The sequence below is a fragment of the Pseudoalteromonas sp. XMcav2-N genome (assembly GCF_024124545.1).
Taxonomy (GTDB): domain Bacteria; phylum Pseudomonadota; class Gammaproteobacteria; order Enterobacterales; family Alteromonadaceae; genus Pseudoalteromonas.
Map to the genome: position 1 here is coordinate 387,946 of NZ_JAMXSF010000003.1, position 17,668 is coordinate 405,613.

Below are 17,668 nucleotides of genomic sequence, written 5' to 3' on the forward strand. Positions count from 1 at the left end.
CTTTTTCTGCTTCACGCTTGTGCTTGTTTGAGTATAGTCTAAATGTAAAGACCTCCAACAAAATTGGAGGCCTTTTGTATATTCTATCAGTAGTTAGCTAACGCTGTTACCTGACCAGTTACCTGACCAGTTATCTGAGCCAACTTAATCAGGTTTAAATCCATCCTCCCCACTGATGTTTTCCGGCAACCCGCAAATTGCGCGCGAAGTTTGCATGCCAGCCATTACTGCGGCTTCTACACACCCGGCATTTACGCCCGTACTGATCCAGTCTCCTGTCAGATACAAGTTTCTAAACACAGTGCCGTCCGTTGGTAACCTGTACTGACTACTATCCACAACCGATAATACATAGCGCTCACTGGGGTCAACATTCACACGCCAGTACTGGCTGTCAAATCGCTCTTCACCTTGCGCAATGCTATCGTCATAGAGTGTGTTCCAATTGTACTGCCCTGCAGCATTGTAAGCATTGGGCCACAGCGGTTTCATTTCAGTTGCCAGCTTGTTAATCGCATTAACTTTAACTTTGGCCTTTTGCTCAGCGGGGAAACCATGATCATGGCTGGGCGGATATTCCTCACAGCCAAATGCACTACAAAAATAAGCGATATTTTTTGGGCCGTTGGCCGGCCAGTCTTCGCGTGGTAACAAGAAAGACATCGCAGCCCAGGTATCAAATGGTTGTGAAAAGCCACTGAGTATAGGCCGCTCTTCACTGGGCGGTGTGTAGTCAAACCCGAGCTGCTCGTCAGTTTGATTTAGCCAAACCTGAAACGCTTGCGTTGCCACCGTTTTAACTTCACTGCTTTGCAACCTGAGCCCACCATCTAATGCCAACAGTTGAGGACACAAATGTTCCAGTCCGCCCACTGAGATTCCAAAGATCACTTTATCGAAGTCTTGCCCTCGCTTCAGTGATAGTCGGGGTAAAGGAGTACCAAATTCGGCTTCATAAAGTGCCGACCAATTACTCCAGAATGATTCCAGATTGACATTGTGCTGTTGCAACAACGCAGCCTGCGCATCGTCTATCTGCTCATAGTTAGGCCGATCCGGCCAACATGGTAGCCCTTTGACGTCTACAAACGGGTCATAGTGACCATTTTTCAGCTTAACTTGCTGCGTCATTGTGATTTCATCAACCACATATTCACCGTCCTGCGATACCGGGATCAGTTCATCCACCTGATGGAAATACTCAAATTTCACGCCTCGCTTGCTGAGTAATTCATAGATAGGTGAAAAGATGATGTCGCCCATGCCCGCTTGCATTTTCCACATCACTCCACCACGGTAGCACAGCATCAAACGCAACATCGCCAACGAAGCGACACCCGCTTCTACATTTCCCTTGTCAAAATCACCATCGACATAGCCAAAAACCAGATCATAAAACCCCCTCACAGGAGCCGATTCAACTACATACAATTCATCTGCGCCGTTGCGCTTTAACCAGGCTTTAAAGTCATATTTGTTTATGGCTTCAAAGCCATCTGAGTGGACATGATCCCTAAGCAGACCTATTAACATTGCGATAGCCAGATCGGCGCAAATGTATAAACGCCTGATCACTGGATGGTCGTCCAGTAAATCTCGAGCTTCTGCTCTGAGCCAGCGTTTGAGCTTACGGACAATATACCAGGTCACCAATCGATCTCGGCTGTTTGACAAGTTCTTATCTGCAGCCCGTAAGTTGAGTAACTCATGCAGCTGGGTGATCAACAATCTGGGAGTAGACCAGATTTCCTTTGCCTCATCTTGAGCGCTGTCAAAAAAATCAGACACTTTGTCTTCCAAACTGTCAAATGCCGAAGTGATCTCGCTCGCAAGGTGCTGGAGCAAACCACGGTCACGGCGCTTACGAGTTTGTAAGCGGATTTCCCGATGCGCAGCCTCAACCTCGTCTTCCAGTCCATCAATCCATTTGTGTAGCCAGGCAATAGTCATCTGGATCAACTGCCAAAAGTGCAGATCTAACGTGCCATCTGCAGGATTACCTGGTACCAATGGAAAATCAATCGGCCAGGTTTCCCACTCATTGTCTATGTACTCTTGCAACACTACAAAACTATGTGGTTTTAGTGCTTGCTGCCAGGTTGCAATCGGTACTGAGCTGGGCCTGTCCAGGTTATTATAAACCGTTTCAATAGCCCGAAATGAGTTGACGTACGCTCCAAACCAAACATGTAAGCCATGCTCTTCAATACGCTCGTGCACATCCGGATTACGTCCACTCGCCCCTTTTCCTCCTAACCGCCAACCCAGCTGGTATACCGTAATGTCGTATTCTTCCTGCCAGTTTTCTTTCTCAGTCAAATAGACCGCTGCGGTCATGGCTGACACACCACCACCCAAAATTGCTATTTTTTCTTTACTCATTGCATCCACCTACCCCAACTCGGCCCTGACAATCTCGTGTGCGCCATCCTGGTCAAAGTCCATACATAGGTAATAAGGCAGCTTGGCAAATTGCTCCCCGACAGGGATCCCAAACATATCTTCAAGCGGGAATGCCTCAACCTGGTTAAAAGTGACTTTGTACTCATCTTTCAAAAAGCCCAGCTTGTGTAGTTTTTTAACCTCCGAGGGTGAATGAACAACGGCACTATAAACACTGTTTGTGGCAAATCCGTCGGGAAACTGCTTAAAGAAAATTTGATCTAACATTGGGTTTGTAAACCCGGTGAGTAATTGCTTGATAAACTCACTACTAATATCGATTTCGCTCGCACTTTCGTGCAGTAGCTCAGCAACTTCCTTACTGATCTCAACCGCCTCTTCAAACCAGGTGTCATCATCAGCAACACGATCAATAGACAACAGCTCGTACCAGGCCATTTTCTTATTTGGATCATAAGGTTGAAATGTTTCGAGGCTCAGTGAAAAGTGGTCAGCATGACGGCGATCCGCAGGCATTTCGTAGCGACACAAGTACTTATTGTACCCCCAAGTCTCGCGACCATTGATCAGCGCATTAATGTTATTGACCGTGATGAATGCCGGATACCAGTATAGGTGAGTCATGCGGTTGGTATTTTTGCACACCTCAGCAACAGGTACCCAAATGATGATGTCTGTTTCCTGCATATAGCCATAATTACTAAACGGTGGTACTTTGGAAGCAATATTTTCGATGTCCGTGAACGTTAGCAGGCAGTGTGAAGAAATGGCTTTATACGTATTGGTTTCGTTCGGAACGGAGTTCAACGTAGCGTCGAAAAAGGCTTGTATTTTTTCAATTTTTCCCTTCACAAAAAATCCGTACATCATTGCATTAAGCATTCTGCACGGGGGTTTAGCAATCGGATTGCCAAGAAAATGTCGATAAGGGACAGTTAGTTTTTCAGACATAGAAAACTCCTTCTATTGCGGTGGTAACATGCGGCGCTAAAACACAGCGATACCAAATCAGTTTGCTATCACTGCTCCTTTACATTATCAGCAACCACCACTTCACAACCTTAGGCTGTACTTCCATGACTGATAACTGGGGTGTATTAAGTGCCCACAACGATTAAGATGACACTAAGTCTAGTTCATCTTTGATACGCCGATAGTTAAATTTGATCTTTGCTAATTGCGCTACTTCCTCCTGACATTTCGCCAGATAATGCCCATAAGCATCGCTGTTATAATGGCCTGACAGACTATTCATAAACCCGTGCTCATATCGGGTGCGAAAACATTCGATATTCGGCTGTTGTTGCAAAATTTCCATTATTGGCACAATATCAAAATGGCTTTCCTGATAGGGGAAGAAAACATCGACTCGACATCCGGGGTTGAGGTGCAGGTAATTACGGATTTGCCCGGGATAAAAAGCAATGAGTTTAACGGAGCTTTTGAGCGCAATTGCTGACAGAGCACGCCAGGCTGCAACAGCCCCAGCGCTAAAGGCGATGATGAGATCAGGTTGATGTGCAAGGATGTCATCCAACACCTGCCTCATATATTTGTCATGCCCAACTTCATCAACAAAGCTCTGATATACCTGACTTTCTGGAAGATTTACTTTGGCCTCATACTCGCCGTAGGGCGAACTGACTTTGTAATCCGTCCCCAGGTTCTGTGCAAAGTCCTCAAGATAGTCACTATGACCGAATATGTCACCAACGATGAGCGTAACCATAATTTTTTCTCTTATTTCCAGTAAAATTATTATTGTTACGCCAACCCCTGATCTTAACTGAAAAATGCACCGATTGCAGCGTAACTGAGTTTGACTGTCCATGTTCTTAAATTAGCGCAAAACTCTAGGGGAACCTTTAAAATGTAGCAAACCTTTGCAATTTGTAAAAATAATTTAAAAAATAAATGGTGTTAAACACCCCCTTTTAAAGAGCCGAGCTGTACAACCGTTCCTGCGTTTTAAATCGCCTCTGCTACACTGATTAGTCAGGTAACACTGTCGGAGTATTGCGTGAAAGTTTTTTTGTTGCTGTTAACATGTTTTACTCTATTTTGTCATGCACGCACCGATAACAACGTCATATCATGGATCACCATAGATTTTCCGCCCTACTACATCTACTCAGACCGGGACGAAGGCGAAGGCCGGGATGAGCAACTGATTACGCTCTTACATACTTTGATTGATAATCGGCAACATCAGCGCCAGGGGTTTCCCGCAAGCCGCGCCATTTATGAGCTTAGCCACAGTCACTCTGGTTACTGTATGGTCTCCTTATACAAGACAAAAAGCAGGGAAAAGCACATCACCTATACAAAACACTATTCAACGCTGGGCCTGGCACCCGGTTTGGCGCTTCGCAAAGAAACAGCCAGTGCACTGGGTCTGAACGTCCATCAGGATATCTCCCTGGTCGACCTGGTCATCAAACATGGGCTTACTCTTGGCGTTGCCCAAAGCCGCTCATATGGACAAGCACTGGACCAGCTCATTGCACGATTACCACGCGACCAGATTGTTGTCAGACCAGGATGGGACACCTTACAAAGCCTGACCAACATGTTACTGAAGAAGCGTGTCGATTTGGTGCTGGGCTACCCCAGTGAGCATTACTATCTGAGTAAACGTCTTGGAACAGACAACCTGACTCAGCTGTCCCTGTCTGGCGTGCCACTTGTCGCCAAAGGCTATATTGGCTGTACTAACAATGCAGCTGGTAAAAAACTGGTTCAGCTCTTTGACAATGCACTCATCAGATTGGTCAAAGAGGATGATTACAAAACGATTATGTTAAAATGGCTACCGGATCATTTAAAAAGCAAACTGAATAGACACCTCATCACTGAGACAAATAATCTCAGTAATGAGGTGTACATCGGAGAAGACCGAAATTAAAACGCCTTTAGCGATTTTTGTAGAAGTAACTTTCTTTTTCAATCGTGATGCCTGCATCTTCTTCAGCTGTCACGATAAAGTTAATGGGCGTTGCAGTGCGACTAAGATCGTAACCATCAGCGGTAACAGTTACAGGCACTAGCAGCATTTGCCCCGCTTCAATCTTAATAGATTCGGGCGCCGAAAGAGTCGCGTGCTCTATCCCACTTATACCGATCCGATAATGCAGAACCTGCTGCGTTTTGTTGATAATGCTCAATGTATAGGGGTTTTCAACCAGTCCTTCATAGTTTACTCGGTATAACGCATTTCGGTCACGGATCACCGAAGCTTCTATAGGCGTACGGTTCATCGCCCAAATCACCATAGTGACAACAATCATGGCGAATAAGGCCGCATAGCCAACCAACTTAAGCCTGAATGGATTGGTCTTTTTGCCTGATAGTGTATTTTCACTGGTGTACTTGATAAGTCCGGTGTCATAACCAAACTTGTTCATCGTCTCATCACATGCATCAATACAGAGTCCGCAGTTAATGCATTCATATTGCAATCCGTTTCTGATGTCGATGCCAGCCGGACACACTTCAACACATAAATTACAATCAACACAATCACCCAGCCCCAATGCTTTGTGATCTGCCTTGCGCTTTCTGGGGCCTCGGTTTTCACCCCGTGCCGCATCGTATGATACGACTAAGGTATCTTTGTCAAACATCACAGATTGAAAACGAGAATAAGGACAAGCTACATTACACATTTTCTCTCGCAGGAAGCCTGCGTTTCCATAAGTACAAAACGCGAACAAGAAGACCCAGAAACTGACCAGGCCAGACCATTGCAGAGTAAACATCTCGGTATAGAGTGTTTTTGCTGGCACAAAATAGGCCATGAAAGAAGTGGCAGTAAAGACGGAGATGAGTACCCATACAGCATGTTTTGCCAACTTTTTAGAGACCTTTTTACTATCCCAATTACTTTTATCCAGCTTAATCCTTTGGTTTCGAGTCCCTTCGATCCGATGTTCAACCCAAGTGAACATCAGCATCCAAATCGTTTGTGGACAGGTGTAACCACACCACACCCTACCCAACCAGTTAGTTACAAAAAACAAGCCAAACGCGCCGGCCATAAATACCCAGGCCAGGATCATGAAATCATGTGGTAATAAAGTCACGCCGAAAATACGAAACTGCTGAGAAGCCACGTCCAGCAACACGGCCTGCTGGCCTTTGTATGGGATCCAGGGAATAGCAATAAAAACCAGCATAAGGAACCAGCCCAGGTAGCGACGGATCTGCTGAAAAGGCCCCTTTTGCTCACGGATATAGATCGGCCCGTCCTGCTTATAGGGCTTGATGATCATATCTTCTTCTTTAATATCGAACTTCATAATACTTGCTTATTGTCAGTGAAACACACCATACAATTTGCAAGTTTCAGACCAAACTGAAAGTTTTTAACTTATTGTTTTAGCTAACAATTATAAACAACCAAGAAATTAGAGTCGTGAAATATCGCGAAACCCCGTTATATTTCGCGATCCCTTTGAATATTTAGCTTTTTCATTTTAGATCTCAGGGTGCTTTCAGGCATACCTAGCAGGGCTGCAGCACCTTGCTCACCTGCTACACGCCACTGGCAAAGATCAAGCACCGTTACTATGTGCTCACGTTGAGCATGTTCAAGGGATAAATCCTGAGCTACAGCGACGCCACTGGTATTAGCTGCCAATGCCTGGGTCAGCCTCAATGTTCTGCCAGTCGTTAAAATGGCTTCACGTTCCAGAATATTTTGCAATTCGCGGATATTACCGGGCCAGTCATACGCCTGTAGTTTTGCCAGCGAAGACTTGGCAATGCCCCGCAAATGCTTGCCCAAACGTGCATTGAGCCGGGATAGCATATTGGCACACAGTAGTGGAATGTCCTCCAGGCGTTCTCTGAGCGCGGGCACTTTGATTGGAAAGACGTTCAGCCGATAATATAAGTCCATCCTGAATTCGCCTTTTTCGACCATTTGCCATAAGTCTCTGTTTGTGGCAGCTATGACACGAATGTCCACCGAAATCGTTTTGCTACCGCCAACACGTTCAAACTCCTGCTCCTGCAGCACTCTCAGTAGCTTACTCTGCGCTTCCAACGGTAACTCGCCAATTTCATCCAAAAACAATGTTCCCTGATGTGCTAATTCAAAACGCCCCTTGCGTCTTTCATTCGCTCCTGTAAACGCCCCTTTTTCATGGCCAAATAACTCAGATTCCAGCAAACTAGGCGAAAATGCTGCACAATTAACCCGTACAAAGGGCTGTGTGTTACGCAGGCTCAAGCGGTGCAGGTTACGTGCGACCAGCTCTTTACCGGTGCCATTTTCACCCAAGATAAGGACGGTACTATCAGTCTGGCTCACCAGCTTGATCTGCTCGAGCATGGTCTGAAAAATATGACTCTGTCCTACCAGCCCCGAGTCTTGCCAGTCTTCATTGATCTCTGCAAGCAGGTAACTATTTTCCTCTTTAAGCTGTTCAGAAAGTGTCTGAACCTGTTCAAGTGCGTCCCTCAGTGCCTGCTCAGCTTCAACTTGTTTGGATATATCGCGAAATATCGCGACAGCACCTATTATCTGCTCATCTTTAAAAACCGGTGTTGAGGTATATTCTACGGCAAAGCAACTGCCGTCTTTTCGCCAGAATACTTCATCAGTGACATGGCGGGTCTTGCCGTCAAACATAGTGCGATAAATCTGACAATGATCAGCAGGATAAGGTGTGCCGTCTGCATAACTATGGTGGTGATACTGATGAATTTTCTTGCCCAGTAAATCATCCGCTGACCATCCGGTCATTTTTTCAGCAGCCGGATTAATGAAAACCGCATTGCCGGACAGATCAAATCCATAGATCCCTTCGCCCACGGCATTAAGCAACAGGCGGGGATCATTCAAAAATTGTGCAATTACTGAAGACATAGCTTACCTCGTGACATTTCACGAGCTAATTTACCACGCCAGTCGTTGAAGAAAAACCGAAATACTAACTCTTAAATAAGGACAGTGCCTGCGCATCAAAATGACTGAGATTGGGAAACAGTTCTGTTAATTCACTGTCGGCAAGACCAAACCAACGTGCAAGCGGCGCAAAATACTGCTCGTTACTGAACGCAGGGATCAGGCGCCCGCCGCCAACATCTTCGCTCCCATCAAGTCGTTGTGCCATCATAGCTCCGTGTACATCCCCTCCATTCACTGCGCCACCCAATACCAATTGGTTGCCCGCCCAACCATGATCTGTACCGTCACCATTCGAGGTCAAAGTGCGTCCAAAATCGGACATAGTAAATGTGGTCACCTGCTCTGTTAGGTTAAGTTCAGCCATTGCACTTTGAAATTCGACCATGCTTTGCGCCAGTCCTTCCAATAAAGCCGGATGGGTTGATTCCTGATTGTCGTGCGTATCAAAGCCACCCATGGATACGAAGAAAATCTGCCGTTTAGCACCGAGCTGGGACTGAATGCTGATGGTTTTTGCAACTGCAGCGAGTTGCGCAGACAAGCTAGATTCACCAAATTCGGTGGTTAAAGTCGGTGCCTGCTCAAGTAAGCTATTCATATGTAAGGTGTGATCAATAGAGCCATTCAACCTGCTCGCATAAGCTGCAGCTAAGGGGTGTGCAGCCTCACTAAATAAGGTTTGCATAACACGCCGCACATGTTCAACACGCGGTTCATAGCCACTCAATGCATTTATTTTACTTATCCCACTTTTACTTAGCGCAAAAGCACTGGTATTGGTACCTGTTTGCCAGGGATTAGCTCCATCAATTGTGATATTACTGCCAAATACCGTACCTTGATCCAGCCTCTCTAACAGCCTGGCACCCCAGCCGGTATTCAAAGTCTGTTTTTCCTGACCATGCATCCAAGTCGCTTGCTGATCATTATGGGAAAATAGATGCTGTGGCAGTGGAACGCTTTTAGCTTTGTATTGTGTCAAAGACGTTGGTGTAATTAATGTACCGACCCCCCCGACGAAAGCAAGCGATTGCTGTTCAAAGTGCGGCTGCAGTGCATTCAATGCCGGATGCAACCCCACACCACCTTCGAATTCACTTGTCGGATTGAGAACCGTTGCTCCCTGCACGGCCAGATTTTGTCTGCTTGCTTCATACCAGGCGCGTGGCTCACCACTCAGCGGCACCAACATATTCATCGAGTCATTGCCACCATATAGATACACACACACCAGTGCTTTATAGTTCGAAAAACTACGCGCCTGTATGCTGCCAGAGAGGGCCTGAAGCTGTAAACTGGTTAGCGCCGCCGCAGACATGCCGCCTTTCAGGCACAATGACAAAAAGTCTCTTCTGCTTTTGTTCATCTTCTTTGCCTCCTAATACTGCACATTAAATTCAGGTGATAACGACACCATGAACAAAAGCTGTCCAACCCTGTCTGCGGCACTCTTATTGCTGAAGTATTCGTCCAGCTCAATCAGGGCATTTCGAGTCGACTCTGACATATTGCCGGCAAAATACAGCACGTTGTATCTGTTAAGCAAAGCGCTCAGACCGTTTGACTCCAGCAAAGTAATATCACTGTGGCCATACAGGTAAATCGCTGATGGATTCAAGGTCGTGTGGCGCTCTGCCATTCGCCATATTAGGTCACTATATTGTTGATTTAGAGTGCCTATCATAGCTGCATCATTGGCTATCTGTAATTCAGGCGCAAATAACCCCTGGGCGCTGAGCTCTGCCGGTTGGTGATCAGGCCGGAAAAAATTAAATACTGATGGTGATAACATCGGACCCTGACCATACCTGTCATCGAGGTTCCAGGTGAAATAGTTACCTTCTTCGCTGTGGGCGTTCAATGTGCGCCACATCTGAACACCTTTTAGCAGTGGCTCCTTGATTTTACCCTGATAGGTAAGTACCGAACCATATCGCCGGGCTTCGTCATCGAGGTATATTGCGCGGACCACCGCGCTCAAATCCCCTCTAACGCCGTTGCCATTGTCATTAAACACCTCTGCTACCCGTTCAACATACTGAGCAGAAGGGTTGGAGGTGATCAAACGTTGGATCAGTTGCTTGCTGATAAAAGGGCCCACATTAGGATGGTTGAACAAGTTATCCAACGCCATCTGCATAGACTCTTCAGGTCCAACTCCGGCAGGGATCACAACACCATTTAACAGCGTTTTTTCAAGCGCGGAGTGATATTCCGGAAATGCCTGCATAGGCAGAGAGAAGTTTCGGCTCGGGCGATTCCAGCGTGCTGAAAAAGCAAAGGTCCAGCCGGTAAATACCCGGGCAAACCCGGTGATTTCCTGCTGCGAATAAGTAGCAATGGGCTGATTACCTTCGTCCAGCTTCACAGTGCCATCCTGGTTTAGCACTTCAAGCCCAATAGTGAATAGCTGCATGACTTCACGCGCGTAGTTTTCATCAGGGCGGATATTCCGTTCAGGATCCGCTTTTTCGTTGCCCAGATGACTCAGGTAGGTCCCCATCACAGGAGACAAGGTTACGGCTTCCAGCAAACTACGGTAGTTACCAAACGCATGTTCAAGCAATAAATCGTAGTATGCCAGCATCCCTTCTGGCTCACCTTTAAGTGCATTGTTTGCATCAGAAACCACGAATATTTCACTTAAAGCGAAGGCTACTCGCTGTCTGAGCTGGTCGTCGGCATGCAAAGTGGCCTTCCACCAGGCATCTATGCGGTTGATTTGATATGGGGCATCCCTTTCTGGATAGTTCTCCAGTAATGGCGAGTGATAAGTTGCCGGCAAGGCCATTTGGTCAGCTAACCACTGCTCTTCACTCATGCCAGTTGCTGCATTCACTTCTTCAAGTGTCGGTCCCATCGTGCCCTGATGCAGAAGCATGGCTGCCTGTATATCAGACATTGCATTGCTGGCGTAGATCTCGATTCCTGTTGTTGTTTCAGCGCCCTGAGCATCCGTAACGGTCACAGAAAATTGATAGTTATCAGCTTGAGCCTGATAGGTTTCAGGCAAGGTTACGGTGAGAGTTGGGCCAGTAACATCGCCCAGCTCTACTGGAGGTCCGGTAAGTTGTTTCCAAAGGTAACTAAATGAGGTGTCCTGAGGATCTGCAACGTGTGCAGATAAAGTCAACGGCGCCCCCTTAACGACCTCGGGTTGATCAATAGAGACTTCTACCTCAGGGGGCGCATTTTGTGGCTCGGAGTCGCCACCCCCCTCTCCCAGATCACCAGATGGATCGACTGCACCACCAGAATTGTCATCTGAAGGCGAATCTGTCCCACCAGAGGGCTGCTGGCCGTTGTTTGCATTCGCTGTCGTATTAGATGAATTGTTATCAGTGGCACCACCACTGTCAGAGGAGCCACCACCGCAGGCGACGAGAGTTGTCAGGCAAAAAGCGACCAGACCAAGGTGTACGTTCATAATTGCAGAGTCCACAATGACACTTAGTACTTTTATAACAGTAACAGAACAAAATACATATACTAAATTACTATTATTCTCTGAACGCCCTCATACTAATCTGGAAGTGTTTCTTAAACTGTTTCGCCAGCGCTTGCGGGTCCTGGTAGCCGACCTTATACGCGATCTGCTCCTGAGATAAAGTAGAACCAGCCAGTAGATGTTTGGATTTCTCCAGCCGTACCAGGCGAACGTAGTCCATGGGAGTCATGCCTACGTGTTGTTTGAAACGCCGGATCAAAGTACGCTCTGACATATACACCGCGCCTGCCAGAGTTTTCAGACTCAAGGTCTCGTTGAGCTTTTCATCGATAAGTGATTGTACCGCTCTGACTTGTTCATCTGCATGATCCAGTAGCACACTAAGCCTGATAAACTGATTTTGATTTGCCGACTTTTGCGGAATTGCCAGCCAGGAGGCTATTTGCTCCGCGACCTCTTGTCCTGCCATATCGCTGATAAAGGTCAGGATCAGGTGTAAGTAACTGTGTGCCGCCCCAGCTGTGTAAACGTTATCACTACGAAACACTATTTCATCTGCTTTAAAGTCTATATGCGGAAAGTACTTGGCAAAAAATGGCGCTAACCACCAACTTGCGGTAACCCTGTGTTCGTTAAGCAATCCTGTTGCTGCCAGATAAGCAACACCGCAACAGCCCGCTAAATGATAGCGGCAACCGTTGAGTGTATTATCAAGCCCATTAAGCGCCTGTGTTACCTCTCTGCATTGCTTCCACAAGGTATCAGACCCGCTGTACTGAGCCCCCACCCAAACAATGGCATCGTAATCTCTTAGCTCAGTCAAAGTGGCATCACAGTGGATCGTCAGCCCCTGGCTACTGGCAACCTGAAGCTCGCTGCTCAGTGCTGCAATTTTCCAGGTGAAAAATTGCCTGCCCATTACCTGATTAGCCACGTTGAAGATGTCTATTACACCAGTTAATGCGCTGGCGAATACTTTAGGAGGACACAAAAGTAAAACCTGCATGTCATTTTTAACCTGAAATTAGTCAATATTGACACAGTAACTTATCGCTTGCCTCAGATAAAGTAAAACCAGTCTTAATTAAAAAAGGAACAACCCAATGTGGATCCATATCCCTATCTTTTTCTTAGTGTTACTTTACACCTTATTGTGGTTTACCACTGCCACCTTGCGTATTCGGGCAGTCTACCAACGGAAAATATCTCTGACAGACATACGCTTTGTCAGTAAAGAAGGCTTTCCTGAACGGATAAGGCTATTAACCAACAGCTATGACAATCAGTTCCAGCTGCCAGTCTTGTTTATTTGTCTGTTACTCCTGCTGCACGTTCAGGGGATTCAAAACCAAATTTGGTATGTGTACAGCACCGTATTTGTTGCAGCGCGATATTGGCATTGCTACGAGCATATACTTGGGCACAATCTGAAAATGCGCACACTGGCTTTTGCCCTTGGCAGTATCACCCTGTTCGTTGCCTGGTTTACCCTGCTGTTCCAATCGCTTTAAGTAGCCTTTTTTGGACTAGTCATATGTTGAAAATGTCATTATGATCAGACCGATAGAGCAGCCACAGACACTTTCTGTGGCTGATGTAGTCTCCATTCATTCGGAAATATATTCAGTGGCTAATTTTGCAACTCACTTTAAAGCATCCGTGGTGGTGAGCGCCGCCGCTTCATCCGTTATACTGGCAACCAACCTGGCAGGCCTCAACGATATGCTTGTGTTATTTATCGTTGGCTCGTTAGCGGGATTACTCCCCGACCTTGATGCCGATAAATCACGCTCTTTAAACAGTTTGTTTTCAATTTTCGCGCTTTGCACTGCAATCAGCCTGCCCCTGGCCATCGAGTTTAATTCATTGCTCACCATTTGGTTGTCGGGGTTTGGCATCTATTTGCTTTTCATGTACGCCCTGAAACCTATCTTCGAAAGCTATACCATTCACCGCGGCGCAAGCCACTCACTATTGTCTGTGATAATGTTTGCCGTTATCGCGGTTAACATGCCCTTATTTTTGGGTAAAGCGCTGCCTTTTGCGCTGCTATGCGGTGTAATGGTCACGCTCGGCATGTTGACCCACCTGATCCTGGATGAGTGTTACGCGGTGGATATTAATAATAACGAACTGAAATCTTCGTTTGGCAGCGCGCTTAAACCGGTTGCAACCAGTGCTCCGCTGGCATCAATCCTTCAATTAATCGTGGTACTACTGGGTAGCTATTTGCTTCACCCTCATTACGAGAGCATACCTGAAGTTATCCAGCACTGGCAAAACAGGCTATCTAATCTGCCTTTACTGCCGGATCTGGACACACTAAAACAATTTTACTAAACACAGAGTTCAGCAGCTGCATTTGCCGCTGAACTCTGTGATTATTGATGAATTACTGACAGCTATAACTGGGGGCCAGGCCTTTTGCAACTTCCCATTTTGCAGTGAGCAATGAAGCTGCTCCCTTGCTGTCATGAGACAACTCCCAGTTCATAATACCGCCCGCGTTTAGCTTGGCATACTCAGTTTTTGCTCGAATGGTTGGAATACCGTTGTAATAACTGCTGCCATCTGTATCCCGACAGGCGTTCGCTGGGTTTTCCTGCACCAATGTCCGATATGCCTTCCAGGTTGGGCGCGCATAAAACGGCACACCTAAAACTGTTTTCTCTTTGCTCAGACCACGGCTCTGCCAGTATGCAATAGAGTCTTTGGCATACTGCATCGACGCATGGTTGCCATTGTTCGCGTCGTAAGCCATCAGGTTCAGAAAATCGATATCCTGGAATACAGACTCCAGAACCCCACCGCCTGTATAGCCTAACGCAACAACCGCAGCGGTCAGGAACTTACCACGAGCACGTAACTCTGCGCTTAACTCCTTCATCAACAACGCATAGTTATTAGCAGAGGTGCCAGGATCCGGATATTCCCAGTCCATATCTACACCATCCAGATTATGCAGCTCTACGAAGGCCACTACTTCACGTACAAACGTCGCGCGACCTTGCGCTGACGCCGCAAATGTTTCGAATGCGCTGTCATCGCCACCATTCCAGCCACCTATGGCAATGCCAACTTTTACATTGTTTGCATGCGCAGAGTTTACCAGCGCTGTCATTTTGTTCAAATTTTCAAGAGGCTGAAGCGTGCCATCCGCGTTAGGTAATAAGAACGAGTAATTGATATGCGTCAGTTTATCAAACTGGATATCGCTGAGTGCCCCCTGCCAGCTTGGGAAGTAGCCGACAATTTTAAAATTAGGATCACCCGGAGGAAAATCATCGGCAGCGACTGTAAAGTTTATTGCACTGGACTCCCCTCTGCCGCCTGCGGCATCGACTGCAAATACCTGTAACTGATGGCTACCTAGTCCTTGCGCTTGCCAGGGTACAGAATACGGCGCGGTATTGTCTGTCGCAATCAGCGTTCCATCGATAAAGAATTCAGCCCGCTCAATCGCAACATTCTGCGGATGAGAAACAGATGCAGCCAGATCAACCGGCGTCCCGATAATAATGCTCGCATTGTTGCTCGGTGAGGTGACCGTTACTAATGGTACCGGATCAGTTGCATCGCAGTTACCATCCTTATTCCACACAGCATAAGTAGTAGAATTATTCGCCGGGTTTTGATTCTGAGTCCACCATTTTGCGGTATAACTCACAGACTGATAAGTAACTGAGTCCCCTTTGGTATACACATTCTGAGCTTGCCATTCAGCTAAGCTGCTACAGTCCACCGCAAGCGCGACTTCCATCGCACCAAGCAATGGCAACGCTATTAATAAGTTTTTATATTTCATTACCTTTTCCATGTTGTATTTGTCGGCAAACGCAGGCTGCGCCGACGTTTTAAGAGTTGATGGCCTGCCCTCTCAGAGTAACAGAGCGAACAAAAATCATACAAACAACATATTCTGCGACCTTAGTCTAATAGCAAGCTGTAAAGGCGCATCTAAGCGACAGAGTGATAGGAGGCACTTTCAGTGAACACAGATCCACTTGTGTTATAAAAAGGAGCATGTTTGAGTAGGTGTATTTGGCATACGTACAGTGTGTTTTTCCTGCAGCGGCTCCAGGTTTACCCTGCTTTACCACACCGCCAACAGCAACTCCGTTGTCATTCCGCACGCGATGCGGGAGCTGTTTAAACCTGTTTTTCGGTGCTGAGTAGGTTTGCTCCGGTGTATTTGTCATGCCTACGATGTAGCCTTCCAGCAGCGACTCCAGGTTTACCCTGCTCTACCACACTGCCAACAGCAACTCCGTCGTCATCCCGCACGCGATGCGGGATGACGGTAGTGTAGATCTGTTTGAATGGAGAAATACATGACACTTCGTCACAAATCGCTCTATACATCATGAAAGCAAGGAGTATGTTTGAGCCGGCGTATTTACTATACGTAAAGTGTGGATTTCCAGCAGCGACTCCAGGTTTACCCAGCTCTACCATACTTCCAACAACAACTCCGTCGTCATCCCGCACGCGATGCGGGATCCATTTAAACCTGTTTTTCAGTTCTGAGTAGGTTTGTTCCGGTGTATTTGTCATACGTACGGTGTGGTCTGTTGGTAGATCCCGCATCAAGTGCGAGATGGCGGTAGTGTAGATCTGTTTGAGTGGAGAAATACATGACACTTCGTCACAAATCGCTCTATACATCATGAAAGCAAGGAGTATGTTTGAGCCGGCGTATTTGTCATACGTACGGAGTGGTCTGTTGGTAGATCCCGCATCAAGTGCGGGATGACGGCAGTGTAGATCTGGTTGAATGGAGAAATACATGACACTTCGTCACAAATCGCTCTATACATCATGAAAGCAAGGAGTATGTTTGAGCCGGCGTATTTACTACACGTAAAGTGTGGCTTTCCTGCAGCGACTCCAGGTTTTCCCAGCTCTACCACACCTCCAACAACTCCGTTGTCATCCCGCACGCGATGCGGGATCTGTTTAAACCTTTCTCTCGGTTTTGTTCCGGCGTATTTGTCATACGTACGGTGCGGCCTTCCAGCAGCGACCCCTGGTTTACCCTGCTTTACCACGCCTCCAACAACAACTCCGTTGTCATCCCGCACGCGATGCGGGAGCTGTTTAAACCTGTTTTTCAGTGCTGAGTAGGTTTGCTCCTGTGATTTGTCATACGTACGGCGTGGTCTGTTGGAAGATCCCGCATCAAGTGCGGGGTGAATTGCGACCGAAGCAACGCTTCGCAGCTCTTTGAGATGAGCGCAAGGAACCCACATGGATGTGGGGAAGTAGAATAATGCAGGAGCAATTATCGAGATGCGCGATGGGACCAAGCTTCATGGACGAATAGACAACGCCATTCTGTCTACAGCTTCATCGACGCCTTTTTAAATTCCACATAGCAAAAAACCCGCTGCATTGCTGCAACGGGTTTCTTTTATTAGGAGCTTGGCAATGTCCTACTTTCACATGGACGAAATGAGACCGAAGCAACGCTTCGCAGCTCATTGAGATGAGCGCAAGGATGCGCGATGGGACCAAGCTTCATGGACGAATAGACAACGCCATTCTGTCTACAGCTTCATCGACGCCTTTTTAAATTCCACATAGCAAAAAACCCGCTGCATTTCTGAAACGGGTTTCTCTTATAAGGCCCTGGCGATGTCCTACTTTCACATGGGAAACCCCACACTATCATCGGCGCTATTTCGTTTCACTACTGAGTTCGGCATGGGGTCAGGTGGTTCCAAAATGCTATGTTCACCAGGAAATTCTGTATGCAAGACGTCATTCAACATCTCACTAAAATCTGGAAAAGCGTATTAAATTCTTTCGTCTACTTTAATTCTTAACTTCTAACAAACAAAACCACTTTGGCGTTGTATGGTTAAGCCTCACGGGTAATTAGTACGAGTTAGCTCAATGGCTCA

The 17,668-nt window shown here is 46.8% G+C and carries 12 protein-coding genes and 1 rRNA gene; 3 read left to right on the forward strand and 10 right to left on the reverse strand.

All coding sequences use genetic code 11. The features are described 5' to 3' along the window. Positions 1-144: 144 nt before the first annotated feature. The 3 genes from NH568_RS06265 to NH568_RS06275 form a co-directional block, all read right to left on the reverse strand. Entirely contained in the window at positions 145-2,382 is a 2,238-nt protein-coding gene (locus NH568_RS06265) for an NAD(P)-binding protein (protein ID WP_253045717.1), read from the reverse strand. A 9-nt stretch (positions 2,383-2,391) separates the two neighbouring features. Beyond that, positions 2,392-3,354, reverse strand: a complete 963-nt coding sequence (locus tag NH568_RS06270) for an acetoacetate decarboxylase family protein (protein ID WP_253045718.1) — start codon at positions 3,352-3,354, stop codon at positions 2,392-2,394. 163 nt (positions 3,355-3,517) lie between these two features. Continuing rightward, entirely contained in the window at positions 3,518-4,132 is a 615-nt protein-coding gene (locus NH568_RS06275) for a hypothetical protein (RefSeq protein ID WP_253045719.1), read from the reverse strand. Positions 4,133-4,423: 291 nt separating this feature from the next. On the opposite strand from NH568_RS06275, the gene NH568_RS06280 reads away from it, so the two are divergent. Then, entirely contained in the window at positions 4,424-5,308 is an 885-nt protein-coding gene (locus tag NH568_RS06280; RefSeq protein ID WP_253045720.1) for a transporter substrate-binding domain-containing protein, read from the forward strand. 7 nt (positions 5,309-5,315) lie between these two features. Here the strand turns inward: NH568_RS06280 and ccoG are convergent, their stop codons facing one another. The 5 genes from ccoG to NH568_RS06305 form a co-directional block, all read right to left on the reverse strand. Next, the gene (gene ccoG / locus NH568_RS06285) at positions 5,316-6,701 is read right to left on the reverse strand and encodes a cytochrome c oxidase accessory protein CcoG (RefSeq protein WP_253045721.1); all 1,386 of its coding nucleotides are present in this window, start codon (positions 6,699-6,701) and stop codon (positions 5,316-5,318) included. Positions 6,702-6,838: 137 nt separating this feature from the next. Continuing rightward, entirely contained in the window at positions 6,839-8,275 is a 1,437-nt protein-coding gene (locus NH568_RS06290) for a sigma 54-interacting transcriptional regulator (RefSeq protein WP_253045731.1), read from the reverse strand. A 64-nt stretch (positions 8,276-8,339) separates the two neighbouring features. Beyond that, positions 8,340-9,683 (reverse strand): DUF1501 domain-containing protein, encoded by a 1,344-nt coding sequence (locus tag NH568_RS06295; protein ID WP_253045737.1) that lies wholly within the window; start codon positions 9,681-9,683, stop codon positions 8,340-8,342. Positions 9,684-9,695: 12 nt separating this feature from the next. After that, on the reverse strand, positions 9,696-11,744 hold the full coding sequence (locus NH568_RS06300) for a DUF1800 family protein (protein ID WP_253045739.1): 2,049 nt from the start codon (positions 11,742-11,744) through the stop codon (positions 9,696-9,698). Positions 11,745-11,817: 73 nt separating this feature from the next. Beyond that, entirely contained in the window at positions 11,818-12,771 is a 954-nt protein-coding gene (locus tag NH568_RS06305; RefSeq protein WP_253045741.1) for a helix-turn-helix domain-containing protein, read from the reverse strand. A 97-nt stretch (positions 12,772-12,868) separates the two neighbouring features. On the opposite strand from NH568_RS06305, the gene NH568_RS06310 reads away from it, so the two are divergent. Together NH568_RS06310 and NH568_RS06315 are read left to right on the forward strand one after the other, a co-directional pair. Beyond that, complete coding sequence (locus NH568_RS06310) at positions 12,869-13,276, forward strand: MAPEG family protein (protein WP_253045744.1); 408 nt, start codon at positions 12,869-12,871, stop codon at positions 13,274-13,276. A 40-nt stretch (positions 13,277-13,316) separates the two neighbouring features. Beyond that, positions 13,317-14,105, forward strand: coding sequence for a metal-dependent hydrolase (locus NH568_RS06315; RefSeq protein ID WP_253045746.1), 789 nt, complete (start codon positions 13,317-13,319; stop codon positions 14,103-14,105). A 52-nt stretch (positions 14,106-14,157) separates the two neighbouring features. Here the strand turns inward: NH568_RS06315 and NH568_RS06320 are convergent, their stop codons facing one another. Next, positions 14,158-15,570 (reverse strand): glycosyl hydrolase family 18 protein, encoded by a 1,413-nt coding sequence (locus NH568_RS06320; protein WP_253045748.1) that lies wholly within the window; start codon positions 15,568-15,570, stop codon positions 14,158-14,160. A gap of 1,821 nt (positions 15,571-17,391) precedes the next feature. Then, positions 17,392-17,506: ribosomal RNA gene (rrf, locus tag NH568_RS06325) — 5S ribosomal RNA — on the reverse strand. Positions 17,507-17,668: the final 162 nt, after the last annotated feature.